At 40.7% G+C, this 25,772-nt stretch carries 27 protein-coding genes; 11 read left to right on the top strand and 16 right to left on the bottom strand.

What is annotated here, in order from left to right:
• Positions 1-36 precede the first annotated feature (36 nt).
• From ABJV04_RS15210 to ABJV04_RS15175, 8 genes are all read right to left on the bottom strand, one after another.
• Positions 37-498 (bottom strand): GNAT family N-acetyltransferase, encoded by a 462-nt coding sequence (locus ABJV04_RS15210; RefSeq protein WP_348492424.1) that lies wholly within the window; start codon positions 496-498, stop codon positions 37-39.
• A gap of 60 nt (positions 499-558) precedes the next feature.
• Entirely contained in the window at positions 559-1,386 is an 828-nt protein-coding gene (locus ABJV04_RS15205) for an alpha/beta fold hydrolase (protein WP_348492423.1), read from the bottom strand.
• Between the two features lie 112 nt (positions 1,387-1,498).
• The gene (locus ABJV04_RS15200; protein ID WP_348492422.1) at positions 1,499-2,527 is read right to left on the bottom strand and encodes a methionine synthase; all 1,029 of its coding nucleotides are present in this window, start codon (positions 2,525-2,527) and stop codon (positions 1,499-1,501) included.
• A gap of 31 nt (positions 2,528-2,558) precedes the next feature.
• Positions 2,559-3,533 (bottom strand): DUF1852 domain-containing protein, encoded by a 975-nt coding sequence (locus tag ABJV04_RS15195; protein WP_348492421.1) that lies wholly within the window; start codon positions 3,531-3,533, stop codon positions 2,559-2,561.
• Between the two features lie 421 nt (positions 3,534-3,954).
• Positions 3,955-4,485 (bottom strand): DoxX family protein, encoded by a 531-nt coding sequence (locus tag ABJV04_RS15190; protein WP_348492419.1) that lies wholly within the window; start codon positions 4,483-4,485, stop codon positions 3,955-3,957.
• Positions 4,486-4,494: 9 nt separating this feature from the next.
• Complete coding sequence (locus ABJV04_RS15185) at positions 4,495-5,235, bottom strand: DNA-binding domain-containing protein (protein ID WP_348492418.1); 741 nt, start codon at positions 5,233-5,235, stop codon at positions 4,495-4,497.
• Positions 5,228-6,079: a DUF692 domain-containing protein gene (locus ABJV04_RS15180; protein ID WP_348492417.1), complete on the bottom strand. Its 852-nt coding sequence runs from the start codon at positions 6,077-6,079 to the stop codon at positions 5,228-5,230. Before ABJV04_RS15180 ends, ABJV04_RS15185 begins: the two co-directional genes overlap by 8 nt.
• A gap of 15 nt (positions 6,080-6,094) precedes the next feature.
• The gene (locus ABJV04_RS15175; protein ID WP_348492416.1) at positions 6,095-6,448 is read right to left on the bottom strand and encodes a DUF2282 domain-containing protein; all 354 of its coding nucleotides are present in this window, start codon (positions 6,446-6,448) and stop codon (positions 6,095-6,097) included.
• 322 nt (positions 6,449-6,770) lie between these two features.
• On the opposite strand from ABJV04_RS15175, the gene ABJV04_RS15170 reads away from it, so the two are divergent.
• The 6 genes from ABJV04_RS15170 (at position 6,771) to ABJV04_RS15145 (ending at position 13,490) form a co-directional block, all read left to right on the top strand.
• The gene (locus tag ABJV04_RS15170) at positions 6,771-7,316 is read left to right on the top strand and encodes a GbsR/MarR family transcriptional regulator (protein WP_348492415.1); all 546 of its coding nucleotides are present in this window, start codon (positions 6,771-6,773) and stop codon (positions 7,314-7,316) included.
• 110 nt (positions 7,317-7,426) lie between these two features.
• Positions 7,427-8,791, top strand: a complete 1,365-nt coding sequence (locus tag ABJV04_RS15165; RefSeq protein WP_348492414.1) for a cytochrome ubiquinol oxidase subunit I — start codon at positions 7,427-7,429, stop codon at positions 8,789-8,791.
• The gene (gene cydB, locus ABJV04_RS15160) at positions 8,788-9,786 is read left to right on the top strand and encodes a cytochrome d ubiquinol oxidase subunit II (protein WP_348492413.1); all 999 of its coding nucleotides are present in this window, start codon (positions 8,788-8,790) and stop codon (positions 9,784-9,786) included. The genes ABJV04_RS15165 and cydB overlap by 4 nt, the downstream gene beginning before the upstream one ends.
• Before the next feature lie 191 nt (positions 9,787-9,977).
• A complete protein-coding gene (locus tag ABJV04_RS15155) occupies positions 9,978-10,949 on the top strand; it encodes an aldo/keto reductase (RefSeq protein ID WP_348492412.1) in 972 nt (323 codons plus the stop codon).
• 18 nt (positions 10,950-10,967) lie between these two features.
• Entirely contained in the window at positions 10,968-13,088 is a 2,121-nt protein-coding gene (locus tag ABJV04_RS15150; RefSeq protein WP_348492411.1) for an alpha-amylase family glycosyl hydrolase, read from the top strand.
• 12 nt (positions 13,089-13,100) lie between these two features.
• The gene (locus ABJV04_RS15145) at positions 13,101-13,490 is read left to right on the top strand and encodes a VOC family protein (protein ID WP_348492410.1); all 390 of its coding nucleotides are present in this window, start codon (positions 13,101-13,103) and stop codon (positions 13,488-13,490) included.
• 36 nt (positions 13,491-13,526) lie between these two features.
• Here ABJV04_RS15145 and ABJV04_RS15140 read toward each other — a convergent pair whose 3' ends face one another.
• Positions 13,527-13,949 (bottom strand): VOC family protein, encoded by a 423-nt coding sequence (locus tag ABJV04_RS15140; protein ID WP_348492409.1) that lies wholly within the window; start codon positions 13,947-13,949, stop codon positions 13,527-13,529.
• Positions 13,950-14,218: 269 nt separating this feature from the next.
• Between ABJV04_RS15140 and soxR the strand changes: the two genes are divergently transcribed.
• The 3 genes from soxR (at position 14,219) to ABJV04_RS15125 (ending at position 15,466) form a co-directional block, all read left to right on the top strand.
• Complete coding sequence (gene soxR, locus ABJV04_RS15135) at positions 14,219-14,656, top strand: redox-sensitive transcriptional activator SoxR (protein WP_348492408.1); 438 nt, start codon at positions 14,219-14,221, stop codon at positions 14,654-14,656.
• Positions 14,657-14,899: 243 nt separating this feature from the next.
• Entirely contained in the window at positions 14,900-15,088 is a 189-nt protein-coding gene (locus ABJV04_RS15130; protein WP_348492407.1) for a hypothetical protein, read from the top strand.
• A 21-nt stretch (positions 15,089-15,109) separates the two neighbouring features.
• Entirely contained in the window at positions 15,110-15,466 is a 357-nt protein-coding gene (locus ABJV04_RS15125) for a hypothetical protein (protein ID WP_348492406.1), read from the top strand.
• Between the two features lie 39 nt (positions 15,467-15,505).
• Here ABJV04_RS15125 and ABJV04_RS15120 read toward each other — a convergent pair whose 3' ends face one another.
• Together ABJV04_RS15120 and ABJV04_RS15115 are read right to left on the bottom strand one after the other, a co-directional pair.
• The gene (locus tag ABJV04_RS15120; RefSeq protein ID WP_348492405.1) at positions 15,506-16,702 is read right to left on the bottom strand and encodes a hypothetical protein; all 1,197 of its coding nucleotides are present in this window, start codon (positions 16,700-16,702) and stop codon (positions 15,506-15,508) included.
• Positions 16,703-16,794: 92 nt separating this feature from the next.
• The gene (locus tag ABJV04_RS15115) at positions 16,795-17,544 is read right to left on the bottom strand and encodes a ferredoxin--NADP reductase (protein WP_348492404.1); all 750 of its coding nucleotides are present in this window, start codon (positions 17,542-17,544) and stop codon (positions 16,795-16,797) included.
• 176 nt (positions 17,545-17,720) lie between these two features.
• On the opposite strand from ABJV04_RS15115, the gene ABJV04_RS15110 reads away from it, so the two are divergent.
• Together ABJV04_RS15110 and ABJV04_RS15105 are read left to right on the top strand one after the other, a co-directional pair.
• A complete protein-coding gene (locus tag ABJV04_RS15110; RefSeq protein ID WP_348492403.1) occupies positions 17,721-18,785 on the top strand; it encodes an agmatine deiminase family protein in 1,065 nt (354 codons plus the stop codon).
• Position 18,786: 1 nt separating this feature from the next.
• Complete coding sequence (locus tag ABJV04_RS15105; RefSeq protein WP_348492402.1) at positions 18,787-19,680, top strand: carbon-nitrogen hydrolase; 894 nt, start codon at positions 18,787-18,789, stop codon at positions 19,678-19,680.
• A 130-nt stretch (positions 19,681-19,810) separates the two neighbouring features.
• Here ABJV04_RS15105 and ABJV04_RS15100 read toward each other — a convergent pair whose 3' ends face one another.
• From ABJV04_RS15100 to ABJV04_RS15080, 5 genes are all read right to left on the bottom strand, one after another.
• Positions 19,811-20,419, bottom strand: a complete 609-nt coding sequence (locus ABJV04_RS15100; RefSeq protein ID WP_348492401.1) for a glutathione S-transferase family protein — start codon at positions 20,417-20,419, stop codon at positions 19,811-19,813.
• The gene (locus ABJV04_RS15095; RefSeq protein WP_348492400.1) at positions 20,406-20,840 is read right to left on the bottom strand and encodes a DUF4112 domain-containing protein; all 435 of its coding nucleotides are present in this window, start codon (positions 20,838-20,840) and stop codon (positions 20,406-20,408) included. Before ABJV04_RS15095 ends, ABJV04_RS15100 begins: the two co-directional genes overlap by 14 nt.
• Entirely contained in the window at positions 20,837-21,916 is a 1,080-nt protein-coding gene (gene hemH / locus ABJV04_RS15090; protein ID WP_348492399.1) for a ferrochelatase, read from the bottom strand. The genes ABJV04_RS15095 and hemH overlap by 4 nt, the downstream gene beginning before the upstream one ends.
• A 99-nt stretch (positions 21,917-22,015) precedes the next feature.
• Positions 22,016-23,614: an AbgT family transporter gene (locus ABJV04_RS15085; RefSeq protein WP_348492398.1), complete on the bottom strand. Its 1,599-nt coding sequence runs from the start codon at positions 23,612-23,614 to the stop codon at positions 22,016-22,018.
• Between the two features lie 134 nt (positions 23,615-23,748).
• The gene (locus ABJV04_RS15080; RefSeq protein WP_348492397.1) at positions 23,749-25,764 is read right to left on the bottom strand and encodes a methyl-accepting chemotaxis protein; all 2,016 of its coding nucleotides are present in this window, start codon (positions 25,762-25,764) and stop codon (positions 23,749-23,751) included.
• Positions 25,765-25,772 lie beyond the last annotated feature (8 nt).

Raw genomic sequence — 25,772 nt, 5'->3', positions numbered from 1 at the left:
TTCGAATTATAAGCTTAATTTTTAAACTCTGTAAGGTTACAGGTTCAATTTCATTTCATAAGTTGATTCAGCAAAACCTGCTTTTCGATAAGCTTTAATTGCTGACTCATTGGTGGCGTAAACATCTAGGTAAAAGTCACTCAAATTTTGTTCTTTACCCCATGTAATTAACGTTTGCATTATTCGCTTATTAATTCCTAAGCCTCGAAACTCCTGGGCTACAAACATAAAACCTAAATAAACATGAAAATCATGTCTATGGGCAATCTTAGACTCTCGAATTTGAGCATAACCCGTAGCGATTATTTCACCATCAACCTCAGCAACAGCCAAATACGAAGATTTACTGGTTATTAAATTCTCGATGTCGTAATAGACCGCATCCTTAGTTTTTAATATGGAATTAAAGGGGCGCTCAGCTGCAATCAGCTTTTGCTCTAACTCTATTAATTTTCCAAGGTCGTCTATTGTCGCTTTTCTTATAGTTATATTTTCCAATGGTAGCATTCACCTAGTTTATTTTAGTTAACTGCATGTAATCTAACGTTAAGCATAAATTTAATGTAACTTTTCTACTAACCATTGCAAGGTAATTTTCTGTAAAGTTTCGTGTTGTTTTGCCTTTGGGTCGAAAACATTAAAAATATGATCGGCTCCTTTTAGTATCACTACTTGCGCATCTTCTGAGCCTACCCTTTGTATTATCCGAACGGAGGAATTTGCATTAACAAGGGTATCAGCGCCACCAGCAATAGCTAAGGTGGGTCCATGATATTTGACTAAATCCGTGAAAGATTTTTGCTTTTTAACTTGCTCGAACCATTGCAGATTTAAATTCAACGGACCTCGCCAGTCGAAGGTCAATGGTGCGAAACCATCATCCAATGCTTGTTGGTAGTAGCTATGAAATATACTTGAAAAGGGCTCTATGCCATCACCAGCTACCGATGACCAAGTAACTAAAGCGGCGAGTTCTGGGTGTTCTATCACTAATAACTGAGCAATCAAACCGCCTTGGCTAAACCCTAAAACGGCGATGGCGTCACTATTTATTTGAGGTTGTTCCTTTAAAAACTGCCGCGCCCTATTTGCATCGGCAACCGCACTGTCTAAAGTGTATTTTAGATAATCTACTTGGCTATCGCCGGTGCCAGCAAAATCAATTCTAATTGATGCAATTTGATTATCTCTTAGCTGTTTGGCGAGTAAAGCATATAGATCACCCACCTCATTTTTGTTCGACGCAGTTCCGTGCAATAAAATCACAGCCGGATATTTGCCCGTTGCTGATGGTGTGGAATAAATTGCGGGGATTTTATATTCACCATTATCTAATAATACCGGTGACTCGCCACTTAAAACCTGAGTAGCGAAAAAAATTTGCAAGCAGAGTAAGTACTTAAAGAAGTGCATAGAATTTATGTCCACAGCCTTGTTTATCATTTAGTTAAATTAGGTTGCGAACATAAATATAGAGATTAGTTAAATTGAGCCTGAGTTAACTTGAGAGCTCTGTTCGCAATATGTCAGTCCCTGCGCTTAACGCAGCGAGTTTGGCCCTAGCCACTTGTTGCGGCAATGGTGCCATGCCACAGTTGGTCGAAGGGTAAAGCTTATCAGCATCGACGAACTCTAAGGCTTTTCTTAGGGTATTAGCCACTTCTTCTGGAGTCTCAATGGTATTGGTGGCAACATCAATAGCGCCTACCATTACCTTTTTCCCCCTCAAGAGTTCAATCAAATCCATGGGAACACGTGAGTTTTGACATTCTAATGAAACTATATCGATATTCGACGTTTGCAACTTAGGAAAGGCTTTTTCATATTGTCGCCACTCTGAGCCCAAGGTCTTTTTCCAATCAGTATTAGCTTTTATGCCATAACCATAACAAATATGTACAGCAGTTTGACACTTAAGTCCTTCAAGTGCTCTTTCCAAAGTGGCAATGCCCCAATCATTTACCTCATCAAAAAACACATTAAAGGCAGGCTCATCAAATTGAATAATATCAACACCAGCGGCTTCTAACTCTTTTGCTTCTTGATTTAGAATTTTAGCAAATTCCCAAGCTAACTTTTCACGACTTTTATAATGGCTATCATACAAAGTATCTATCATAGTCATAGGGCCAGGTAGTGCCCATTTAATAGGTTGCTTAGTTTGCTGGCGTAGAAATTTCGCATCTTCTACAAACACCGGCTTTTGACGGGCAACTGCGCCAACGACTGTGGGAACGCTGGCGTCATAGCGGTCACGTATTTTAACGGTTTTACGCTTTTCAAAATCAACACCGTCAAGGTGCTCAATAAAGGTAGTTACAAAGTGCTGACGAGTTTGCTCACCATCACTGACTATATCAATTCCTGCTTGTTGCTGATCTTGCAGTGACAAACGCAGAGCATCTTGTTTACCGGCAATTAGTTCTTCATCTTGCAACTTCCAAGGTGACCAAAGAGTCTCAGGCTGCGCCAACCAAGAAGGTTTAGGTAAACTGCCAGCAGTAGAGGTAGGAAATAGTGTTTTCATAATAAATAGCGTCTTATTTTTAAGTTAATGATTAAGCGTAATTAGCAGACCACTGCTCAAGTACATTTTGATAGGGTTTGATGAAGTGCTCTTCGGCAAACTTCCCTTGCTCACTTGCCAATTGGCTTCGCTCTTCTCGGTCATACACAATTTGCGTAAGAGAATGATCCTGATTCTGCAAATTTGGTTGATAACACTTTCCAGCCACCGCATTGGCGTTATAGATCTCAGGTCGATAGATTTTCTGAAAGGTTTCCATGGTACTGATGGTGCTTATCAGCTCAAGGGCTGTGTAATCATTCAGTAAGTCACCACAAGAATAAAAGGCCAAAGGCGCAACACTATTAGCGGGCATAAAATATCGAACCTGCAAACCCATTTTTTTGAAATACAATTCAGTTAGTGATGAATCGCTTGGCTGATATTCAACCCCTAAAACCGGATGCTGATTTTCAGTTCGGTGATAAATCTTGCTATCCGAAACACTAAGGCAGATAACCGGCAGTTTTTTGAAATGCTGCTTGTAAGCATCTGAACTAATGAACGATTTAAACAATTTGCCGTGCAGATCGCCAAAGTTATCAGGAATGCTAAATTTCGGCTGATTTTTGTTATGCTCTAATAACAAAACGCTGAAATCATAATCTCGTAGGTAAGAAGAAAAATTATTACCGACAATGCCTTCAATACGTTTATTGGTTTTATGATCAACAATATTCGTTTTCAATATTTCAATAGATGGGAAACTACGACCACTGCCTTCAATGTCAATATCGACGGTGATGATATCCAGTTCCACCGAATAACGATCTCCTTGAGGGTTATCCCAGCATGCCAAGCCGTTAAAACTATTGTCGATCATATTTAGCGCATTACGTAAGTTCTCTTGACGGCTCTTCCCCCTTGCCAAATTAGCAAAGTTGGTGGTGATACGGGTGTTGTCCGAAGGATGATAATTTTCATCAAAAGCAACGCTGTTAATGGTAAATAGAAAATCTTTATTCATGGTGATTTGTATCCAATTTATCTGAGATAAAACCTAAATTTATCGCCTAACATTTTCAGACTTTGCAACTTTATTTTGCGGCTCTGGCGAGTCAATTACCGCGTTGCCAGCACCTTGATTGATACCTAATGCTGCAATCAAGAAGCTACTTCAATGCTTATATAAAGTAAGAAGTCCAAGGAGAGTGTGTTTTATACGCGGATCGATACATGAATAAAAATGATATAATTTCATAAACACATGAATTACATTCATGAACTTATAAAATGGGTGGGATTTATGAAAACTTTTCGACTTTTCAATTAGTGGGTTAAGTCGAGTAGGTAATTAGCATCGGCCCCCTTTTGAAGGAGGCCGATGCTTTTTTAGCAGACAGTTTAGTTAACCTGGATTCAAGCTTACTAAACTGCAAAGGGGTAGATTATGCAGCTCGTTTTTCGAAGCCCAATAGCCTATCGAGAGATAACCTTCCTGGTCCCACACTAAGTACAGACAGCAACGCTATGAACCACCAAACAGCTGGGTTCCACCAGTGGTCCCAAGTTGGGAATACAGCTAAGCTAATAAATAGCGTCATTCCAATCAAACCTGCAGCGCCAACTCGAGTTAAAAACCCTAAAGCCAGCATAATGGGTAGCACTATTTCAGCAACACCAGCAGAAACTGCGAGGGTTTCAACAATTGATACAGTTGTAGACCCTTCAACATAATCTAAGGTCGCTGGATCACATAACAGTAAAGCGCCTTCACGGACTGGATCTGGACAGAAAAACTCATATAAAAACAAGTCGTACTTATCAGGATTAAAGCTGAGAAACCCATTCCACTTTGTCAGTCCTGATTGAAAAAATACACTCGCGGCCAATAATCTTGCGAGTAATAAATAAATGTCGGTAAGGTACAAGCTAATTTTAGCCGTTAACCCAGCATAAAGGTTAATGAGTTTTTTCATATTTTTCTCTTAAGTTAGTAATTTATTGAGGAGTAATTGACTAAATATTTCGCTAATATCTATTGGGCCATTTTGCATAGCCACTTGTGCTGCATCCCCTAAGGTTTGACCTGCGTAAATACTAGAAATAAATAAGCTTTCTGGTTCTGAAATTTGTCGATGTAAAATGCGGCCATTGTCTCGCCACAATAAAATATTTTCATGGTTATGTTCGATGGCGACTTGTTCACTTAGTTCGCCTACTCTTAGCTGTGCCCAAAGAGACAATACAGTCCAGTCATTTTGAATTAATTGTACGCAGGGATGTAACGAAAGTGATTTCGATTCGATGTCTTCAATTAAGGATTCAATCTGATCTTGACTTAATGACGGTTTTTCATCAGCAAAGTAGGCATGATACCAAGCACGATCCAATTTACAGATGTCCCACAAATAGCCAAGTTCAGGGTGATTATCTAGCATGAAGCCCCGTACATATTCAGGGAAGTTTTCACCGTACTCAGCTAAAACCGGGGTTATTGGTGGATGTGATAAACAGAACTGTCTGGATAAGGTTTTAAAAAAATCTTCACCTAATAATTTCTCACCACTGGGGTACTTACGCAGTAGCGCATCAATGCAACTACTTATAAAAGTATTTCGATAGACTGCCAAACGACGGGTATTTTTAGTGTCATCAAGATGTTCGGCGATATCCGCTAAATCTCCGCTTTGCACGTAATTCATTAAGGCTAAATGAAAATCACTCATAGCCAGCAACTTTATTATTTTGAAGAATTAAGTTTCGCGCGATATTCCGTTCTGCCAGCAATACTTCAAAAGATGGTAAGTTCGCATCTCTTTCGATTAGCACCGGACACGAGCCGATATGACTTAATGCATCATTAAGCAGCGCCCAAACACCACTTGCTACCTCACTATCATGGGAGTCGATTAGTAGATCTTTCTCAATAGGGTCAACTGAATGTCCAGCCACATGAATCTCGCCTATTACGGTCCTATCGAGATCACGAATATATTTAACGGGGTCAATTCCAGTATTGTTTGCGCTGATAAATAGATTATTTACATCTAGCAAAATACCGCAGCCCGTTTTACTCACCAACGACATCATAAATTCACTCTCTGACATGTCAGTTTTGAAAGTAAGATAGTTAGCTGGGTTTTCTATCAATATTGGACGCTGAATAGCATCTTGTAATTGTTCAATATTGCTAGCAGTACGCACAAGGGATTCAGAGGTTATAGGCGTAGGCATCAAATTAGCCATATAATTACTATCAGTGCCCGACCACGCAATGTGTTCAGAAAAAGCGGCACTGGGAACCGAATTAACTAAACTGGCTAATCGTTTAAGATGTTCTGAGTTAACCGGTTTAGGCCCACCAAGAGACGCACCAACACCGTGAATACTTAACGGAAACCGCTGTGCAATATCCTGCAATTTTTCGAGCCTAGGCCCACCCTGCATTAGGTAATTTTCAGCATGCACCTCGAACCATAAATGACCATCAACCTTGCTAGGAATGTCGTCAAAATGCTCTGGTTTTAAACAAATGCCCGCATCTGCGGGCAATTTAGTTAACGCTTTCATCTGAAAGTTAACGCACTAAGCGATTGGCTTTTTAGAGCCAGCACCATCAGGTGTTACTATAAATTCACATGAACCTTTAGGCGAGTAAGTCCACGCATTTTTTTGGAAATCAACGGTAGAAGTGCCTTCACAACTTGTTCCTGCACCTGCTTTACAATCGTTTTCACCGGCTAAAGCAATGCCGTAACATTTATCTTTACGTCCGCGCAATCTTTTACCTTCTTTCCATTCTTGGAAAGCTACTTTTACCTTTTCAGGTGTCGCATCAGCAAGAGATAATTGGTCATTTGGTTTAGCAACAGCGACTTGAGAAGCAGCTAAAGTAGCACCGATAAGTAATGCAGTTTTTATAGCGTTGTTATGTTTCATAAATTCTATCCTCAAAAATATTTAATTGTGAAAAGCTAGCTCGTATATGAGCAGTGTAGTCCCTTATGTAAGTTCAAGACCTTTAGACTTTCGTTAAAATTTCAAAAAAACATTTCAATGAACAAATTAAATTAGCGAAAAGTTGATTAAAAAACTGCCGAGAAACATCAAATTCAATATTAAATTCAATTAGCTAGCCCTATCAGCAGAAAGCAAAGTTTCTAGGAATAAACACAAATAAATAAAATAATATTTGATCTACATCAATTAACGTTTATAATTTTCAGAAATTACTGAAACTTCAGAAAAGAGATAATTCACGATGAAAATGACACCCATGATAGAGACCTTCGTTATGCATTTCGGTGAAATGGGGAGCCGTTGGGGATTTAACCGCACGGTTGGTCAGATGTATGCCCTTTTGGTCATAAGTGAAGAACCATTGAGTGCAAATGACATTGCAGAAGCCCTCAATGTATCCCGTGGCAATGTCAGCATGGGATTAAAAGAACTGCAGGCCTGGCGCTTAGTGCAAATGCATCATGTTCCTGGCGATCGGAAAGACTACTTTAGATCCTTGGGCAGTATTTGGGACATGGCAAACAAAGTGTTTGAAGAGCGTCGTAAGCGGGAAATCGAGCCGACTATGAGCGTACTTAGAGATACCCTGTTAGTCACGCCAGCAAATCCGCAAGAAGAATATGCCCAGCAACAGTTACAAGAAATCCATGATCTATTGGAAAACGTAACCCAATGGAGTGAAGAGTTACAACGCCTGAGTCCAGAGAAGTTATCAACTCTAATGAAGTTAGGTTCTGGGGTGGGGAAAGTTTTAGATATGAAGGATAAGTTTTTAAAAAGCAGTTAAATCAAAGCGTACAAGTTAGAAAGCAGATTATCGCCGTAAGCAGTATTAAATACATCGGGTTTTAAATTTACATAAACAACGGCTAAAATCAGCGCCGCTAGGGGTTATCAATGGCAGACGTAATGCTACTCTCTCGCATTCAATTTGCAGCAAATATTAGTTTTCATATTCTATTTCCAGCGATAAGCATTGCTATGTGCTGGATGCTATTTTATTTTCGTGTTCGTTTTCACATAAGCAAGCACCCAGTGTGGATGCGGATCTACCGCTTTTGGGTAAAAGTGTTTGCCCTTACCTTTGCAATGGGCGTGGTCAGTGGTATTACTATGTCATTTCAATTTGGCACTAACTGGCCGGGCTTTATGGCCACAGTGGGTAATATTGCAGGGCCGCTTTTAGCCTACGAAATCATGACTGCGTTTTTCTTAGAAGCAACCTTTCTAGGTGTCATGTTATTTGGTATTAATCGTGTGCCACCTTGGCTTCATACCCTTTCAACCTTCATTGTAGCAGTAGGCACATCACTGTCCGCCTTTTGGATTTTAGCCCTTAATTCATGGATGCATACTCCCACAGGTTTCGAGATGCGCGATGGTGTGGCTTATGCAGTCGATTGGTTTGAAATCATTTTCAACCCCTCATTCCCTTATCGACTAGGGCACATGTTATTGGCCTCTGGACTAACCATATGTTTTTTAATTGCGGGTATTTCGGCTTACCGAATTCTTCGCGGCGACAACAAAAAAGCACCAAATTTGGCCTTAAAAACCGCTATTTTCTTAGCTGCCATACTTACCCCGTTACAAGTGGTAATGGGTGATATGCATGGGTTAAATACCTTTGAGCACCAGCCTCAAAAGGTGGCCGCGATGGAAGGAGTTTGGGAAACCACAAATGGCGCACCGCTATTGCTATTTGCCGTGCCAGATGAAGAGCAACGCACCAACCATTTAGAGATTGCGATACCTAAAATGGCGAGTGTGATTTTAACCCATGATCCTGACGGGCAAATTCGAGGTCTGAATGAATTTGAGGGTAAACACCCACCAGTTAAACCTGTTTTTTATGGGTTCAGAATAATGGTTGGTTTAGGCATGTTGATGTTATTTAGCAGTTGGCTAGCAAGCTTTTTCTTGTGGCGCAAAGGTGCTCTCGCTCCTTGGATGTTGAAGTTTTTCGTTGGCATGACATTTTCAGGCTGGATAGCCACCTTAGCAGGATGGTATGTCACTGAAATTGGCCGTCAACCATATTTAGTCAGCGGAATTTTAACCACTGCTGATGCGGTAACAGATATTGCACCAGAAAATGTGGGGGTAAGTTTAGCCATGTATTTATCTCTCTATGCATTCTTATTATTTGCTTACATCAAAACCTTGTTTTATATGGCTAGAAAGTCAGTGGAGATTGAAGAATACGACGCGGCGGAGTACACACCAGCTCGCACCATCACACTTGCGGAGGCCAGCCAATGATTTTAGATCATCAGTTACCCATCATATTTGCCGGTTTAATGGCGTTTTCTGTGCTGGTATACGCCATTCTCGACGGTTACGACTTAGGGGTGGGATTGCTTCTACCCATGGATAATCAGCAACAAAGAGACAAAATGATCGCATCCATTGGTCCGTTTTGGGATGCAAACGAAACCTGGTTAGTGTTAGCGGTTGGTTTAATGTTGGTGGCTTTCCCCAGTGCTCACAGCATTATTTTAAAGGCCCTTTATTTACCTACCGCCATATTATTGATTGGTTTAATTATTCGCGGTGTTTCTTTCGATTTTAGAGCCAAGGTAATTGCCCATAAAAAAGATCGTTGGGACAAGCTATTTAAATTGGGTTCTTTTATTGCCGCAGCTGCCCAAGGTTACATGTTGGGGATGTTTGTAATGGGATTCGAAGTTAGTCTAGAGTCTGTTGCATTTAGTCTACTCAGTGCCGCAGGTGTTGCCATGGCTTATGCGCTTATTGGAGCCTGTTGGTTAATCATGAAAACAGAAGGAGAATTGCAAATACGCTCGGTGAAATGGGCCAAAAATGCAGGAAAAGTCTGTTTAGTGGGGATCCTCGCGGTGTGTATTATTAACCCGTTAATTAATTCATTTGTATTCGAGCGCTGGACCCAGCCTCCATTGGCATATTTAATCGCGTTAGTGCCTATATTATGTTTTGCGTTTTTTGTAATTGGTTATTTCACCTTACAAAAATTACCCCTAAAAGATGATGCGGGTTGCTGGTTACCCTTCGTTCTTTGTACGGCTATTTTCACTTTCAGCTTTTTAGGCCTAGCCTTTAGCTTTTATCCCTTTGTTGTCCCCGGGGAGCTTAATATTTGGCAAGCAGCTAGCGCACCAGAGTCTTTGCGAGTCATCTTGTATGGCGCACTGATTGTTATTCCCTGTATTTTTGCTTACACCCTATTCTCTTACCGTGTGTTTTGGGGAAAAGTGAGAGATTTGGAATATCATTAGACGGCAGTTTTTATTGATGACGAGGCTGTTACTGGCCGGTTTTACTAGGCCCCTTAAACCTTAAGGAGATAATTTAAAATACAGGCCAATTCAACCACAAGCTTGAATTGGCCTGTCGCATACGTATTCAATGTAATCTTTTTGTAAACTGATTAGAATAAACAAATTACTTCAGTTTAAAAGATGTGAGCATGAAACAGATACCGTTAAATTCGTATTTTCCTAGCATGAGCCCGATTTCTTTGGGCTGCATGGGATTAGGCGGCTCTTGGGGAAAAGCTCCCTTTGAATCCAAACACGTGAAGCAAGCCCACAACGCGGTTGATGCGGCACTAGAAACAGGAATTAACAGTTTCGACCATGCCGATATTTATACCATGGGCAAAGCCGAACAGGTGTTTGGTGAAGTACTCAAAGCCCGCCCAGAATTACGGGAAAACATTTTAATACAATCTAAATGTGGAATTGTATTTGAAGATGAAAAAGGTCCTAAACGATTCGATTTTTCAAAAGAGTATCTGTTGAAATCGGTAGATGGCATTCTTAGTCGTCTTAATACTGAATATATCGATATATTTCTACTCCACCGCCCTGACCCACTAATGGACACCCATGAGGTTGCTGATGCTTTTTCGATTTTAAAAGCCAATGGTAAGGTCAAACACTTTGGGGTATCAAACCAAAATTTACACCAAATGAAGTTATTACAGCGTAGCCTTGACGTACCGTTAGTGGCCAATCAAATTGAATTAAACTTAACCCATTTAGATTTCTTAGAGGATGCTGTACTGGCGAACCATCCTCAGTCAAAAGACTTATCCTTTGCTTCTGGTACCATGGAGTACTGCCAATTAAATAATATTCAAGTGCAAGCTTGGGGCAGTCTTTGCCAAGGGGCATTAACGGGGAAAAGTTTAGTTGGCCAAAGCGAGCATATTCAACAAACGGCTAACTTAGTATGCAAATTAGCAGCAGAATACCAAACGTCATCAGAAGCCATTTTGTTAGCTTTTTTAATGCGTCATCCAGCTAAAATTCAACCCATTATTGGAACGACAAATTCTATGAGGATTAAAGCTTGCGCTCAAGCTGCACAAATTGAATTATCAAGAGAACACTGGTATTCATTGTTTGTTACTGCTCGTGGTTGTGAACTACCTTAAATTAAAAGAGAGCCCATCATGAAATCATTCAACGCCCTATTTGCTTTAATCTTTGTCAGCTCTGTTTTATCTGCGTGTTCAGAACAAGGCCAATCCGCTGCAGAAACAGAAAATCCGCTACCGGTACCTAAACCAATCATTTTATCTTTCCCTGATATTTATAATGATTACCTAAATCGAGATGTGCGTGACGATATTTTTTACTTTGTAATGCCTGACCGTTTTTATAACGGTGATCCGGAAAATGATATGGGTTCTGCAACCATTTCAATTTCCCAAGGTGGCTATGTTATTGATGATATGAAAGGTTTTCATGGTGGTGACATTAAAGGGCTGGAGCAAAAATTAGATTACTTGAAAGATTTGGGCATTAGCGCAATTTGGATGACCCCGATTTTACGCAATAAGGCCATTCAGAATGACGGCTATGGACACCATGGTTATTGGATCCTGGACTTTACTCAAATCGACCCGCACTTCGGCAGCAATCAAGATCTAAAAGATTTAATCAGCGCCGCCCATAATAAGGGAATTAAGATATTTTTCGACATTATTACCAATCATACTGCGGATGTGATTAGTTATCGCGAATGTCATAACCCCGATGGTAGCTACAAAGACGAGCCGACCTGCCCTTATAAATCTAGCGCTCAGGTAGAAGCGGGTGACAAGTACACGCCGTTTATTCCATCAGGGTACGAAAACGTCAAAGTGCCCGCTTGGTTAAATGATCCCAAATACTACAACAACCAAGGCGATAGTGTTTGGCAAGGTGAAAGTGCTATTAATGGTGACTTTGCCGGTTTAGACGACTTAAATACAAAAGATCCACAAGTGCTTGCGGGCATGATTGATATTTACAAAAACATTATTAGCGAATTCAAGCCGGATGGGTTTCGGATTGACACAGTAAAACATGTGGATATGAGTTTCTGGTCTACATTCAGCCCTGCAATTTTAAATCATGCAAAACAACAGGGGATTCCTAACTTCCATATTTTTGGTGAAGTATATAGTGCCGACCCTATTGAACTGAGTAGTTATACCACTATAGGTAAAATGCCTTCAGTATTAGACTTTGGCTTTCAGGCTGCTGTGACTGATGTTTTTTACCGCAATAAGCCTGCCTCAAAAATAGTCCAATTATTTGAAAATGATGACTTTTACAATGATAGCGACAGCCAAGCTGATGTCTTAATGAATTTTTTAGGCAATCACGACATGGGACGTGCAGGTTTGTTTATTAACCAGAGTGTGCCAAATGTGTCTGAACAAGAAAAACTCAAGCGCAATATACTATCCCATAGCTTTATGTACTTATCTCGTGGCATTCCAGTCATCTACTATGGCGATGAGCAAGGTTTCGTCGGTACTGGCGGAGATGTAGGTGCGCGGGAAGATATGTTTGCCTCACAAGTTGCGGCTTATAATCAATTAGATTTGCTTGGCACAGAGGCCACAACAGCTTCGGAGAACTTTGACCAAAACCATCCAATATACCGAGCGTTGCAGACCCTAGCTCAATTGCGTATGGACCATCCAACACTGCGTCGTGGAGTCACATTTAACCGCCAGAGTAAAGGCAGTGAGTATGCATTTGCCATTTCACGCGTAGACAAACAAGATGCCACTGAGTTTTTATTAGCCTTTAACCCCCTGAATGAACCACAAACCATTACTTTGAGCGCCAACCATAATGGCTATCAATGGATAGCGGGTAGCAATCAATTCAGTATGGAAGGCGATTTTATACAAATTACCCTGCCCGCTTTAAGCTATTCAGTTCTTAAAGCAAACTCGGCAATAGAAAATACAGAAATAGGAGCTCTGGAGTTTTTAGGCTTTGAAAAACAACAACGAGTCATACGTTTTGACTATCAACTTTCACAACTGCCTGCCAATTCACTCCCTCTATTGGAGGTAACTACTGAGGTTAAAAACTTACAGGGAGAATATGAAGTTATTGCAAAAGACAATACACCTCCTTATTCAGCCATAATAGATACGCAAAAATATAATGACTATGCCCCCAAAGAGATTCGGGTTTCGATTAGCAATTGGCAAGGAAAAAGTCGAGTAGACACCTTCTCACTTGAAAAAAACGCTAGTATAGAACAATCACTTACCCCGATTAATTAACTTGAGGCAAGCATGACTAAATTAAAGGGCTTTCATCATGTGGCGATTATTTGCAGTAACTACGCGCACTCTAAAGCCTTCTATACCGACATTTTAGGGTTTGAAATATTGGCCGAAAACTATCGAGCGCATCGAGATTCATACAAGCTTGATCTAGCACTGCCCGATGGCAGTCAAATAGAACTGTTTTCTTTCCCTGGAGCGCCAAAACGTCCATCAAGACCAGAAGCACAAGGACTTCGGCATTTAGCATTCAAAGTAGATTCGGTGAGTGATTTTTGTGATTACTTACGGCAAAAAGGTATCGCCCCAGAACCAATTCGGATTGATGAATATACAGGCCGAGCCTTTACCTTTTTTGCCGATCCAGACGATTTACCGTTAGAGATCTATCAAGATTAAACGGCAAAAGGGAATCCCTTAATTCATCCAACAAAACTAGTCGTCTGAATTATTTCGTTGGCTGGGTAGATCAGTTAAATATTCAACGAACTCTATTTCAAAGCCATTAGGATCGATGAAGTAACAGTTTTTCCTAAATTGATTTTTAGCCCCAGAATTATGGGGTAAAAAACCCGCACTCCGTAACCGTGACATTACAGCCGAGATATTCTTAACTTCAAAAGCCATATGAGCAAGTCCTACCTGGCTTCCTTTTAAATCCCGATTTTCACCAATTCCATTGTCATTGAAGGTGAGGTAGTTATATTCATCACCAAAATGTAACCAGCTTCTTTGTGTACCGTACCAATTGGCCTCACCTTGATTGCGAATAGTCCAATGGGGAAAGGCCGCTTGATAAAATGTTAGTGTTTCGAGCATGTCCTTAACCACAATATTGATATGTTCTAAGCGGATCATCGTTTACCTCACTTTAATTGCATTGTGTTATTGAACAAACTTAAAAAGTTGTCTAATCGACTAGTTGAAACCTTTTCTAAACAAAATTTGAGCTGAGATGAGGTTTCGCTTTGTGTTCCTTTAATTTGGGCTTGTTTTGGATGAATAGTTTGCATATGAATTCCTTTAGTTGTTTTTAGGATTGACCATGGGCACAGAATAATTCCTCAAGTTAACTTGAGGTAAAGCACTTTTTTTCATATTATTAAAAAAAGTTTAAAGGAAGCAGCATGGCAGTAAGAGAACTAAGCGTTGGATATGTAGCCAAACGTTGTGGCGTGAAAGTATCTACGCTGCATTTTTATGAACAAAAAGGATTGATTCAGAGTTGGCGAAATGCCGGAAACCAACGACGTTATAAAGCCGATGTATTACGGCGAGTTTCGGTTATAAAAGCAGCGCAAAAATTAGGGATTAGCTTACAAGATATCAAACTCACTTTTGCTACCTTACCGCTATCAAGAACACCAACAAAACAAGATTGGGCAAAACTTTCTAAAAGTTGGCAACAACAACTCGAAAATCGAATTCAAGCCATGATAAAACTAAAAGACTCGTTGGATGGCTGTATTGGCTGCGGATGTTTATCCATGAAAACATGTCCAATTTATAATCCTGAAGACGAGTTGGCAGTTGAAGGACCTGGACCCGTAATTTTAGAGCGCTAAGATATGCCGCGCCACAAAATCCAACTTTTAGCAGCGACCTTCATTAAAAATAAAAAATTTGCCGCCAAAAAAGCTCGAAACTCCTTAGCTGATAAGTTTATTTACCGGCTGAGTACATTCTTTCTCTTGGCTGAATATAATTTCAACAAAAACACTTGCATCCCCAATAAATATCTTCAAAATATGCAGGCAGTTAGCTTACTGCTCTAAGTTAATTATGTTTACTAAGACAAAAGGAATGTCATGATTAAAACAGAAGCGTCATTGGAATGTTTGTGCCCAATTTGCTTATCAGCAAACTCCCTCGATAATCATCAAAAAGAAATAATGAATCAACCGCAAACTATGCGCTGTGAAAAATGCATGTCTAGTTTTGAAATTATCATTGCCAACGGTGTGGATAATGTTAAGAATGTGATAGTGATGGGGTAACAAAATTTTCTAGAGGTTAATATGATTTATGTTTTTCACGCACAAGATAAACTGATGCGCTTATTGGAAAATGTGGAAAACGAAAGAGCCCTTATTTCTACTGTCATTAAAAATATAGATTTATATCAGTTAGCAACGCGAGTTAAGCATTCTGAATTAGATATCGCATTTGCAGCTTCTGGCGGACCAACAACATGGGTAAATGGCGATAATTTAGCTGTCGATTATGCGCCGCAACCTAATAGAAACTCCATGTTTGGTGATGTTTTAGTAGAAATGGCAAATGGATATGCGAATTTATCCACTCCTGCGGGTTTTATTCCATTAATCGATGTTATTGAACGTAATGGTCAACTGTTAAAAAAACAGCTTAATTAACTGCTTTTTAAATATAGCCGAACCAACCTTTAACCGATGCTATTGTTCAACTGAAATCACGCTAGATTTCGCTTGGTATAACACCTTATCTTGAGGCGTAAACGTCAACTCCACGGCTTTATCCATAAACTCCTTAGCTAATTTTGTCCTACCCATCTGATAGTAGGTTTTGGCGGCACCGAAATAACCTTCATGGAGATAGGGAGCTACCTTGATAGATTTTTTGAAGTACCTTAAGGCATAGGTAAGCTCATCATTATCAAAATGTTTGTTAGCAAGATCATACCAGCGGTAGGGGTTATCATCCTTCACAGAGTTTAATTTATCCTGAATTTTCGATAGCTCTATCTGTCGCCCCTGCTCCTCTAATAGCAACGCATAGTTACTCAGGATATTGACCGAACCCGAAGTATTATTTAATGCGTAATGATAAATTCTCTCAGCCCTAGCCTCATCATCAAGGCTTTTGTACAAAACCGCTAAGGTATTTAGGGTTTCAGGGTTTTGAGTATTCAACGCCATGGCTTTCGATAACAGCGCATAGCTAAGGTCATATTCTCTGGCAACTAAACTGTCGCCTGCCAAATTTTGATAAAACATTGATATAAATTGAGATTCATCGATGTAATCGCCGGTTACGTTGCCTTTTTCAGGAAAGTAATCAATTATCATTTTTTTTCTAGTAACGACAATTTCATTCTTTTTTAGGGGCGTTTGTGGAGCAAATACAAAAGTTCTGACGTGTGAAGACAAGGTCATTACATTATGAAAACGTTGATATATCGGCGCTGTATTAACCCGTTGATAGCGAATATCTAAATCAACCAAATTCGCCAATGCGGTGGTTAAGATCGCCAAAGAAAGACAATTTCCACTGTGCTTTGTTAGGGCAACGGACGCCGTGTAAGTATCACCCCGGTAGTCAAACCCATAAAGAATCATTTCTAAATAATTATACAGACGTTCATGCTCTTCAATATGGGCATTTTTTTCTGCAAAATAATACTTTGTGAAGTCTTCTTGCTGTTGAGCTGTCAACTTAAAAATATCATCTGTGGAGGGCACATCTTGTGGGATAAATGCGGAAGATTGCCATTTCAACGGTGCTATCTGTGGTTTGCTCTCATCTGCTGAATTATCCTTCACCATTACATCAGTTGTTTGGCACGCCCCTACCCCCACTAACAATAGGACCAACCCAAAAACTTTAACTACAAATAGTGGATCTCTTGTCATTTATACTACCTTTACAGATGTTTGTTTGACTACTCATTCGTTACAGCACCGATTGTTGAAAATATGACTTAACTCGAACCATGCAACGCCTGCTACCAATACCTTTCTAAACTAATTTGTCCTGGTGAACGGCGCAGATGTTTTTTCAAACCGAAGCTTTCAAGTACCCCTAAGGTATCCTTAATCATATCGGGATTTCCACATAACATGACTTGGCAACTAAGGGGATCAAACTCGAATCCGCATTTGTGCTGAATCGCACCTTTTTCTATTAGTTCAGGTATACGCCCTTTTAAAGTATTAGGGCTTACTTCACGACTAACAATAGGAACAAAATGAAATTGCTTAGACTTATGAGTTAGCCAGTGTTGAATTTTATCTGAATAGGCTAAATCACTTTTTTGTCTTGCCCCATAGACTAGCACGACATTTGTATATTTTGTCCAAACATCTTCACCTTCTAAAATCGAAATAAAAGGTCCCACTCCAGTTCCCGTGGCAACTAAAAACAATGTTTGGCTGTGAGGTACTTCATCTAAAACTAAGAACCCAGTGGCAGGTGACATGATTTTCACCCCATCGCCAATTTGCAGTTCATGTAACTTAGGGGAAAGGCTGCCATCTTCCACCGGCACGGCGATAATTTCTAAATATTCTGCATTTGGCGAGTTCACCAATGAATAAGGGCGGGACAAAACCGTATTATCAGCCTGGGTGAGTCCCACTTTGGTAAATTGACCGGCTTTAAATTTAGGAAACTCAGCACATTCGAATTGCAAACTAAACAAATGATCATTCCAATCTATACGGTTCACAACTTTTCCATCATGCCATTGCGCCATAAATTGCTCCAACCTTGATAATCATCTTCTTACGTTAACATGCCCATTATTAAAGTCCATTGGCTTCATCATCAAAATTCCGGCAGTTTCCGGTGTTTCTTAAGCTATAAAAATGTACCCCTACAATATGCCTTAAGGTTATAATTTAAGTTGAATGTCACTTACCCAATAACGCAATGAATCCAGAATTGATATTGCTGCCTGAATGGTATGCACAAGAAGCCGTAATTTTAGCTTGGCCAGATGAAAAAACCGATTGGAAACCTTGGTTAAAGGATGTCAGGAATACCTACAAGCAACTAATTGAAGCCATTACCCATAACAATACAGGGGTGATTCTACTTATCAGAGAGCAAGAAGTAGACGCTGCCAAATTGCTTCTCAAAGATTGCCGAAAACTGATGTTGGTAATTACTCACTATAACGATACTTGGTGTAGAGACTACTGCTTCTTGACGGTTAAGCAGGAAAGCAGCATGCAACCTATAGAATTCATATTCAATGGTTGGGGCAATAAGTTTGATGCCAACTTGGATAACAAGGTTAATACCGCTGTGTTAACGAATTTGTGTAAGCAGCCCCTTAAAAGTGTCGATCTGGTGGCTGAGGGTGGCGCTTTAGAAATCGATCAATACGGACACTTGCTCTCTACGGCCATGTGTTTACAAAACCCCCAGCGTAACGGCAGTATGACCAACGCTACCTATCAAGCTATGTTTAGGGAACACTTAGGCGCAAGTCAAATCAGTATTTTAGAAAATGGGCACCTAGAGGGTGACGATACAGATGGTCATATCGATACCTTGGTACGATTCACTGAACACTCAGGTGTGGTCATTCAGTCTTGTTTTAATCGGCCGGAAGATAGTCACTTTAATGGCTTAAATGCCTTAGTCAATGAAGTGAAAGCGCGTTTACCTGAACATGATATTTTTGAGCTCCCCTTACCATACATACTCAATGAAGTTGGTGAGCGCTTACCTGCATCTTACGCTAATTTTTTAATTTCAAACCAACAGGTGTTGTGCCCTATTTATCGTCAACCTGAAGATCAATTGGCATTGGAAATCATCGCAAACGCCTACCCAGGATATCAAATCGTGGCTATCGATAGTTTGCCTTTAGTTCAACAATTTGGCAGTGTGCACTGTATTAGCATGCAGGTTCCTAAGGGAACGTTAAAAGCTGAGGTGCTCGACAACCTTAGAGATGGCTTAACTGTTTATGGATATGAAGCATAAAATGAACAAAAACACCTTAAAAGTAGGCTTGGTTCAACAAGCCATTAGCAGCAACGATAAAACCCAAAACTGGGAAAACAGCGCCAAACAAGTGGCTAAACTTGCCGCTGACGGCTGTGAATTAGTGTTGTTGCAAGAGCTCCATAGTACCCTCTATTTTTGCCAAGAAGAAAATACAGACTACTTCGATTTAGCAGAAACCATTCCCGGCCCTGCTACAGATTATTTTGCCGAGTTAGCGGCAAAACACAATATAGTGTTGATCACATCATTATTTGAAAAACGCGGTTCTGGTTTATACCACAACACTGCTGTGGTGTTTGACCGACAAGCAGGGATGGTGGGCAAATACCGTAAAATGCACATTCCAGATGATCCTGGCTTTTATGAAAAGTTCTACTTTACGCCTGGCGACTTGGGATTCGAGCCTATAGATACCAGTGTGGGTAGACTAGGAGTGTTAGTGTGTTGGGATCAATGGTATCCAGAAGCTGCAAGGCTAATGGCGATGGCGGGTGCCGATATGTTGTTTTATCCTACCGCTATTGGATGGGACAACAGGGATACGGCAGAAGAAAGACAACGTCAATTTGACGCTTGGCAAACTATCCAACGCTCTCATGCTGTGGCCAACTCAGTACCCGTGATTGTCGCCAATCGCACAGGATTTGAAGCTTCACCTGTAGCCGGTGATCCAGGTATTCAGTTTTGGGGGCAGAGTTTTATTAGCGGTCCTCAAGGTGAAGTGCTTGCGCAAGCAAGTAGCGAAAACGAAGAAACCTTGATGGTAGAGTTAGACTTAGCCAGAACAGAACAAATCAAAAGGATATGGCCCTATTTCAGGGACCGTCGAATTGACGACTATCAAGATTTAACTCGTCGCTGGCGTGATTAAGCGCTATCTATGGATTTTTGGAAATTAGCATAGTTTAAAAGACAACCAGCACGTAACGTGCTGGCTTTTGCGTGTAGATTAAATGCTGGTTGTTTTATTGTTTTTGCAGACTAACCAGTGCAATGACTAATTAGGCACTCGCACTGGGTCTGGCACTAACCGCCTTATACCAACGCTGTAAATTAACTTGTTCGTCGGTCATCTTAATTTGTACCACTCGAGCAAAATCAATTGCACACATAGCGGTGATATCGGCTATAGAAAACTTGTCGCCAACAATAAATTCGTTAGTTTCTAGACGCTTTTCAAGAACTTTCAAATACTTACTTGCAGAAATTCCAGCGACTTTGCCGTACTCGGGTACAGGGGTCATGCGATCTTTAAAATAACCGGTTGAATGCTGAAAGCACATACCGACTTGCATGAATAAAGCAAACTCAACTTGGCGTTGCCACATTTCAATTTGCGCCTGCTCAAGGGGCGTAGTTCCCATCAATGCCGGTTCTGGTTGCAATGCTTCGAAATAACGACAAATTGCAACTGATTCGCCAATACAAGTGCCATCGTCTAGTTCAAGAATAGGCACTTTACCAATGGGATTTTTCAGTCGCATTTCAGGGCTGATGTTTTCCCCCTTTTGCAAATCAACTTGTACATATTCCATGTCGATGCCTTTTTCGGCCAGAAATATACGTACTCTTCGTGGAGTAGGCGCTGTATGGGTGTCATATATCTTCATTTTTGGTGTCCTGCCAATTAGCCAATTTTTCTTGAGTATGAGCATCGATAGCTGCTTTATTCTGACTCAGCCACCAGCGCTCCATTATTCGCACATTTGCTTGATTAGATTTGTAAAATATATCTGCAATATCGCCCACAAAAGGCACTAAGCCTAATACAAAATCGATCAAGCTATTTTTTAGCATTTTCAAAATTAGTGCCGTTGGCATACCTATGGTTTTGCCCATGATAATAATCACCGCCCCAACAATGAACATTATTAGGTCTCCAACTCCGGGAATCAGGCCAATTAGGAAGTCGAGGCCAAATTTTACTTTTGTGAAAGGGATGCGCACTGCAGTATCAGACATATTACCAAGTTTTTGCGCGACGACCAAAGCTTTTGGGGCGGCAATGGAACCTGGTAAATTGTCATTCATAGTGTTGCACCTTGGTCTTTAGCTAGTTGCGATCTAGCAGAGTTATCAGCGACTGACTCCCACCCATGTAAATTGCTGGCAAGAATCGAAGCCATCATTTCGATATGAGCGGGATCATCATTAAGAGCAGGAATATATTCGTAACGTTTTCCGCCGGCTTCGAGAAAATAATCTCGATTCTCTACACCTATCTCTTCTATGGTTTCTAAACAGTCAACGGAGAATCCCGGACAAACCACCTGCACAGACTCAACACCTTTAGCTGGCAGAGCTTGTAGAGTGTGATCAGTGTAAGGTTTTAGCCACTCCTCACGTCCAAACCGAGATTGAAAACAAATCAAAAACTGGTCTTGTTGCAAACCTAAATTTTCAGCGATTAAACGAGAGGTTTTATGACATTGGCAAAAATATGGGTCACCATTGGTTAAATAACGTTGAGGAATACCGTGGTAAGAAAAAATGAGTTTGTCAGCTTGTTCATGTTGTTGCCAATGCTGTCGTATTTTATCCGCCACTGCTTGAATATAATCAGGATGATCACAATATTGCGAAATAAAGCGTAAATCAGGTATCCAACGACGCTTTTGGAAATCATCTGCCACGGCATCAAAGGTAGAAGCCGAAGTTGATGCACTATATTGAGGGTACAAAGGCAGTACAACTAATTTGCGTACACCCTGTTGCATCATTTTTTCCAGTGTTCCAGAAATGCTAGGCGAACCATACCGCATAGCAAAGTCAACTACGACTCCTTCGCCATGGGTCTCTTGCATTTTCTTTTTCAACGCCGCCGCTTGATTTTTTGAATGGGTCATCAGAGGCGAGCCCTCATCTTCCCAAACAGTGGCATAAGCTTTAGCTGAGCGCGAAGGGCGAATATTTAAGATGACTAGATTCAGGATCATCCACCATAACAGCTTAGGAACTTCGACTACTCGCGGATCGGAAAGAAATTCTTTTAGATAGGTTCTAAGGGCCTTTTTAGTCGGCGCTTCCGGTGTACCTAAATTGGTTATCAATACACCTACTTTATCTGCTTGGTCGTGCTTAAATTTGGGGCTGCCTGAATATTTCATTAATGACTTGGTCTCAATTTTATAAGTTCTACGCACCAATACTATGAATGGATTAGTGCGTAAAACCTAGTACTAAATAATTCAAACCGTTAACGGTTATTAGCCTCCATTATATAGGGTTTCTACATTTGGTCCTACCGGCATCCCTAACCAAAACACCCAAATATAGAAAAGTAGCGTCCAACCGACAAAAAAGGTGATTGAATAAGGCAGCATGGTGGCAATTAACGTCCCCATCCCTAAATCCTTTTTATAACGGGCGGCAATAGCCAAAATCAAACCAAAATAACTCATCATTGGTGAAATAACATTGGTTACCGAGTCACCTATGCGATAAGCAGCTTGAATCACTTCAGGGGAGTAACCAATCAACATTAACATGGGCACGAAGATAGGTGCCGTCACCGCCCATTGTGCAGACGCGCTGCCTAATGAGAGGTTTACTAAGCCACACATGAAAATGAATAATATAAATACTTCTGGACCGTCTAACCCTAGGGCTGTTAATAAAGATGCACCTTTAACCGCAAGCACAGTACCCAAATTAGTCCATTTAAAGAAAGCCACAAACTGCGCCGCAAAAAACACTAAGGTAATGTATAACCCCATCGAGCCCATGCTTTTTGACATGGCATTAATTACGTCTTTATCATTTTTCATGGTGCCGACGATTTTGCCGTAAACAAACCCAGGAATGGCAAAAGTAATAAAAATAAATGCAACTATTCCTTTTAAGAAGGGGGAGCCTGCAACAAGCCCGGTATCAGGATTTCGTAAAATACCGTTTTCTGGCACCACGGTAAGCGCCAACAAAGCACAGACAATGACAAAAGATAAACCAGCCATTTTTAAGCCTTTCTTTTCTTGCGCACTGGGTGCTGTCATCTCTTGTTTTTCTAACTCAACGGACGCTTCACTCGGGTCGTATTTACCGAGCCTAGGCTCGACTATTTTTTCAGTAACAAAGGCGCCCATTGCGGCCACCGCAAAGGTACTGACAATCATAAAGTACCAGTTTACTTCTGGGCCAACGACATAGTCTGGCGCAATCATATGCGCCGCAGATTCAGTAATCCCAGATAATAATGGGTCAACTGTCCCTAACAATAAGTTTGCACTATAACCACCTGAAACCCCGGCGAAAGCGGCTGCCAGTCCGGCTAAGGGATGACGACCAAGGGAGTGGAAAATCATCGCAGCCAAAGGAATTAACACCACATAACCTAACTCAGATGCGGTGTTGGATAAGATACCGGCTAACACTACAGTAATAGTAACCATACGCTCTGAAGCGTTCATCACCATGGCACGCATCGCGGTTGAAAGTAATCCTGAATGTTCAGCAACAGAAACACCTAGTAACGCAACCAATACCGTTCCCAAAGGGGCAAACCCAGTAAAGTTAGTTACTAACCCTGTGACGATACGTTGCAATCCCTCAGCATTGAGCAAGGAAACCACTTCAATCCAACCATCAGGGTCACGACCTTTAGCCCCTAACGGCCGTGGATCTAAAACCGCGACATCAAAATAACCAAGTATGCCACTGAGGATCACAATGAACAGTGCCAAAATGGCAAATAAGGTGATGGGGTGTGGAAGTAAATTACCTAGCCATTCTACGGTTGCTAGAAACCTGGAAAACCATCCCGAACTTTGTTCATTAGACGGTTGTTTGCTTGTTTGACCTTGTACCAAAACTATTCCTTTTTCTTAACGGACTTTATTACCAACTCCGTTAGGCATAAGTCCTTATTATTTTTTTGCATATGATAGCGAAATATATCTGCAAAGTGCAGCCTATGATTGAAATAAGCCTTATGGTTTGGATATTAGGAATTGGATCGCATTACAACAAAGCTCTCTATCATCTGCTCCTGCGACTTTTCGTTTGCAGAAAGGCGAGCAAATATACTCTCTAAATCTTTAGCAATAGACAGCCCTTCATTCGATGAATCAAGGACTTCAGTGGTATCTTCGGCAATCTGCTTGATGGTTACCGCCTGCTCTTCCCCTGCAGCGGCAACAGTAATGGATAACTGCTCAAGTTCACTTACTTGGTCAATAAGTTCTGCTGACAATATCTCCACATTGGCTGCTCGCTGTAACGAATCTTGTGCAGTTGATACATTTTCTTCAATGGACAGAACTACGTCATTGCTCGCCCCTTGCAAGTCTTTAAGCAACTGTGAGATGGAGTCAGAACTGGATTTACTGCCTTTGGCAAGTTTTCTAACTTCATCTGCAACCACGGCAAAACCGCGTCCCGCCTCACCGGCTCTAGCAGCTTCAATGGCTGCATTGAGAGCTAAAAGGTTGGTTTGATCAGCTAAAGAATTAATAGTTTCCAGAATACTGCTTATAGAGGTAACTTGCTGCTCCATGTTGTTTGCCTTTTGACGAACTTCCAGCATATTTTGCGACATAGTTTTTAAGGCGTTACTGTTGGTTAAATTCGCTTCGATATTTTGACTATTTTTTTCTTGCAACTTATCACTGGCCTCAAGAGTGGTAGTTGCAGATTTGGCGATCTCTTCACTGGTTTGAGACATTTCTTCAAGTGATGTAGCAATATTGCTCGCCAACAAATGATTATGCTCGCCATTTTGAAGTACCAGTTTGCTCGCAGCGTTTAACTCTTCCCCTAACATTTGGCCTGATTTTATTGAAGTGATTAAATTAACTATCAGATCCCGAAAAGCAACAAAGGTTAAATGCATAGATCTTGAAATTACCCCAAGCTCGTCATTGCCTCTGAGTCTAATATCAACCGTCAAATCGCCATTATCGGCGATTTTTTGCAGATCAATTTTTAGTTTTTTTAAGCGTAAACGCATTGACCTAACTAGATAGATATTCAATATAGCTAACAGCACCATTACCAGGGTCAAAATTCCAGCTTCTAAGATTAGGAAGATTGTGGCTTGAGAGCGGATATCCTGAGTTCGTTGGTGTTGGGATAACCATTGTTGATCCAGCACTTTTTTCAGCGCAACAATTTGTTGAGTTGCTAATGTAAACCATTGTGCAGGCGTGTAAGCCGACTCAATATTGCCATTTTCAGATTGCAAAATTTCGGTTTGGATTTTCGACACTTTTTGATACGAAGGTGAAGTAAATATATTATCTAATTGTCGCTGCTGAGATATTGATAAGAAAAGTGATAAATATTGGCTAGTGATATCAAAATTGGTGATATAGCCTTCAATTTCAGATTTGGCAATATCTGAAATCTCTCCTTTAGCTATAGCTCCGTTTATTTTACCTCTTGATTGTCCTGCATATTCCTTTAACCATGCTAAATAAAGTGCTCCACTAACACCTTGGTAAACATCTTGATTGTTGATGCTGCCGCGAAGATTCTGCATAGCCTCCAATGTAAAACGATTCAATAAACTGTAATACCTAAATGCACCAGTAGCATCTTGTACATCAACCTGTTTACGCATAGCCGCCTTTTGCTGAATATGCTTAAAGTACAACCGCAGCGCAGCATTGAGCTGGTTTGGATCTGACCATTGTTCGTTTAGTGTGTTGTTAAGGTCCTCAGTGGCACTATCCGCTAATAAGCGTTGCTGTTTTAATGCTTTGAATTGGGAAGCAGTACCAGAAGCTAAAAAGCCTGCGGTTAACCCCCGTTCAACCGCGTGATGATGAGCCACTTTTTCTAATTTATCCAACAAGGTTAGTAATTGCTGATCGTCTTCACTTTGTTTTACTTGCAGCCATGCACTTTGCAAGCTAACAGAAGCAAAAAAAATCACTAAAATGGAAAATACAATAAGGCTGGTTAAGGTTATTTTGATGACACTGAAATGTCTTAAAAAATTTATGATAAATCGAGACACTATGCTTC

This window comes from Aliiglaciecola sp. (genome assembly GCF_039982535.1).
Taxonomy (GTDB): domain Bacteria; phylum Pseudomonadota; class Gammaproteobacteria; order Enterobacterales; family Alteromonadaceae; genus Aliiglaciecola.
Note: the sequence above shows the minus strand (reverse complement) of the source record. Positions and strands in the feature narration are given on the sequence as shown.

What these genes read in the sequence shown, in the direction of transcription:
- ABJV04_RS15110 (WP_348492403.1), top strand. Translation starts at nt 17,721, where the DNA reads ATGAATCCAGAATTGATATTGCTGCCTGAATGGTATGCACAAGAAGCC.
- cydB (WP_348492413.1), top strand. Translation starts at nt 8,788, where the DNA reads ATGATTTTAGATCATCAGTTACCCATCATATTTGCCGGTTTAATGGCG.
- ABJV04_RS15180 (WP_348492417.1), bottom strand. Translation starts at nt 6,079, where the DNA reads ATGAAAGCGTTAACTAAATTGCCCGCAGATGCGGGCATTTGTTTAAAA.
- soxR (WP_348492408.1), top strand. Translation starts at nt 14,219, where the DNA reads ATGGCAGTAAGAGAACTAAGCGTTGGATATGTAGCCAAACGTTGTGGC.
- ABJV04_RS15170 (WP_348492415.1), top strand. Translation starts at nt 6,771, where the DNA reads ATGAAAATGACACCCATGATAGAGACCTTCGTTATGCATTTCGGTGAA.
- ABJV04_RS15115 (WP_348492404.1), bottom strand. Translation starts at nt 17,544, where the DNA reads ATGGCGCAATGGCATGATGGAAAAGTTGTGAACCGTATAGATTGGAAT.
- ABJV04_RS15125 (WP_348492406.1), top strand. Translation starts at nt 15,110, where the DNA reads ATGATTTATGTTTTTCACGCACAAGATAAACTGATGCGCTTATTGGAA.
- ABJV04_RS15175 (WP_348492416.1), bottom strand. Translation starts at nt 6,448, where the DNA reads ATGAAACATAACAACGCTATAAAAACTGCATTACTTATCGGTGCTACT.
- ABJV04_RS15195 (WP_348492421.1), bottom strand. Translation starts at nt 3,533, where the DNA reads ATGAATAAAGATTTTCTATTTACCATTAACAGCGTTGCTTTTGATGAA.
- ABJV04_RS15130 (WP_348492407.1), top strand. Translation starts at nt 14,900, where the DNA reads ATGATTAAAACAGAAGCGTCATTGGAATGTTTGTGCCCAATTTGCTTA.
- ABJV04_RS15100 (WP_348492401.1), bottom strand. Translation starts at nt 20,419, where the DNA reads ATGAAGATATATGACACCCATACAGCGCCTACTCCACGAAGAGTACGT.
- ABJV04_RS15120 (WP_348492405.1), bottom strand. Translation starts at nt 16,702, where the DNA reads ATGACAAGAGATCCACTATTTGTAGTTAAAGTTTTTGGGTTGGTCCTA.
- ABJV04_RS15155 (WP_348492412.1), top strand. Translation starts at nt 9,978, where the DNA reads ATGAAACAGATACCGTTAAATTCGTATTTTCCTAGCATGAGCCCGATT.
- ABJV04_RS15095 (WP_348492400.1), bottom strand. Translation starts at nt 20,840, where the DNA reads ATGAATGACAATTTACCAGGTTCCATTGCCGCCCCAAAAGCTTTGGTC.
- hemH (WP_348492399.1), bottom strand. Translation starts at nt 21,916, where the DNA reads ATGAAATATTCAGGCAGCCCCAAATTTAAGCACGACCAAGCAGATAAA.
- ABJV04_RS15190 (WP_348492419.1), bottom strand. Translation starts at nt 4,485, where the DNA reads ATGAAAAAACTCATTAACCTTTATGCTGGGTTAACGGCTAAAATTAGC.
- ABJV04_RS15150 (WP_348492411.1), top strand. Translation starts at nt 10,968, where the DNA reads ATGAAATCATTCAACGCCCTATTTGCTTTAATCTTTGTCAGCTCTGTT.
- ABJV04_RS15200 (WP_348492422.1), bottom strand. Translation starts at nt 2,527, where the DNA reads ATGAAAACACTATTTCCTACCTCTACTGCTGGCAGTTTACCTAAACCT.
- ABJV04_RS15145 (WP_348492410.1), top strand. Translation starts at nt 13,101, where the DNA reads ATGACTAAATTAAAGGGCTTTCATCATGTGGCGATTATTTGCAGTAAC.
- ABJV04_RS15165 (WP_348492414.1), top strand. Translation starts at nt 7,427, where the DNA reads ATGGCAGACGTAATGCTACTCTCTCGCATTCAATTTGCAGCAAATATT.
- ABJV04_RS15105 (WP_348492402.1), top strand. Translation starts at nt 18,787, where the DNA reads ATGAACAAAAACACCTTAAAAGTAGGCTTGGTTCAACAAGCCATTAGC.
- ABJV04_RS15140 (WP_348492409.1), bottom strand. Translation starts at nt 13,949, where the DNA reads ATGATCCGCTTAGAACATATCAATATTGTGGTTAAGGACATGCTCGAA.
- ABJV04_RS15185 (WP_348492418.1), bottom strand. Translation starts at nt 5,235, where the DNA reads ATGAGTGATTTTCATTTAGCCTTAATGAATTACGTGCAAAGCGGAGAT.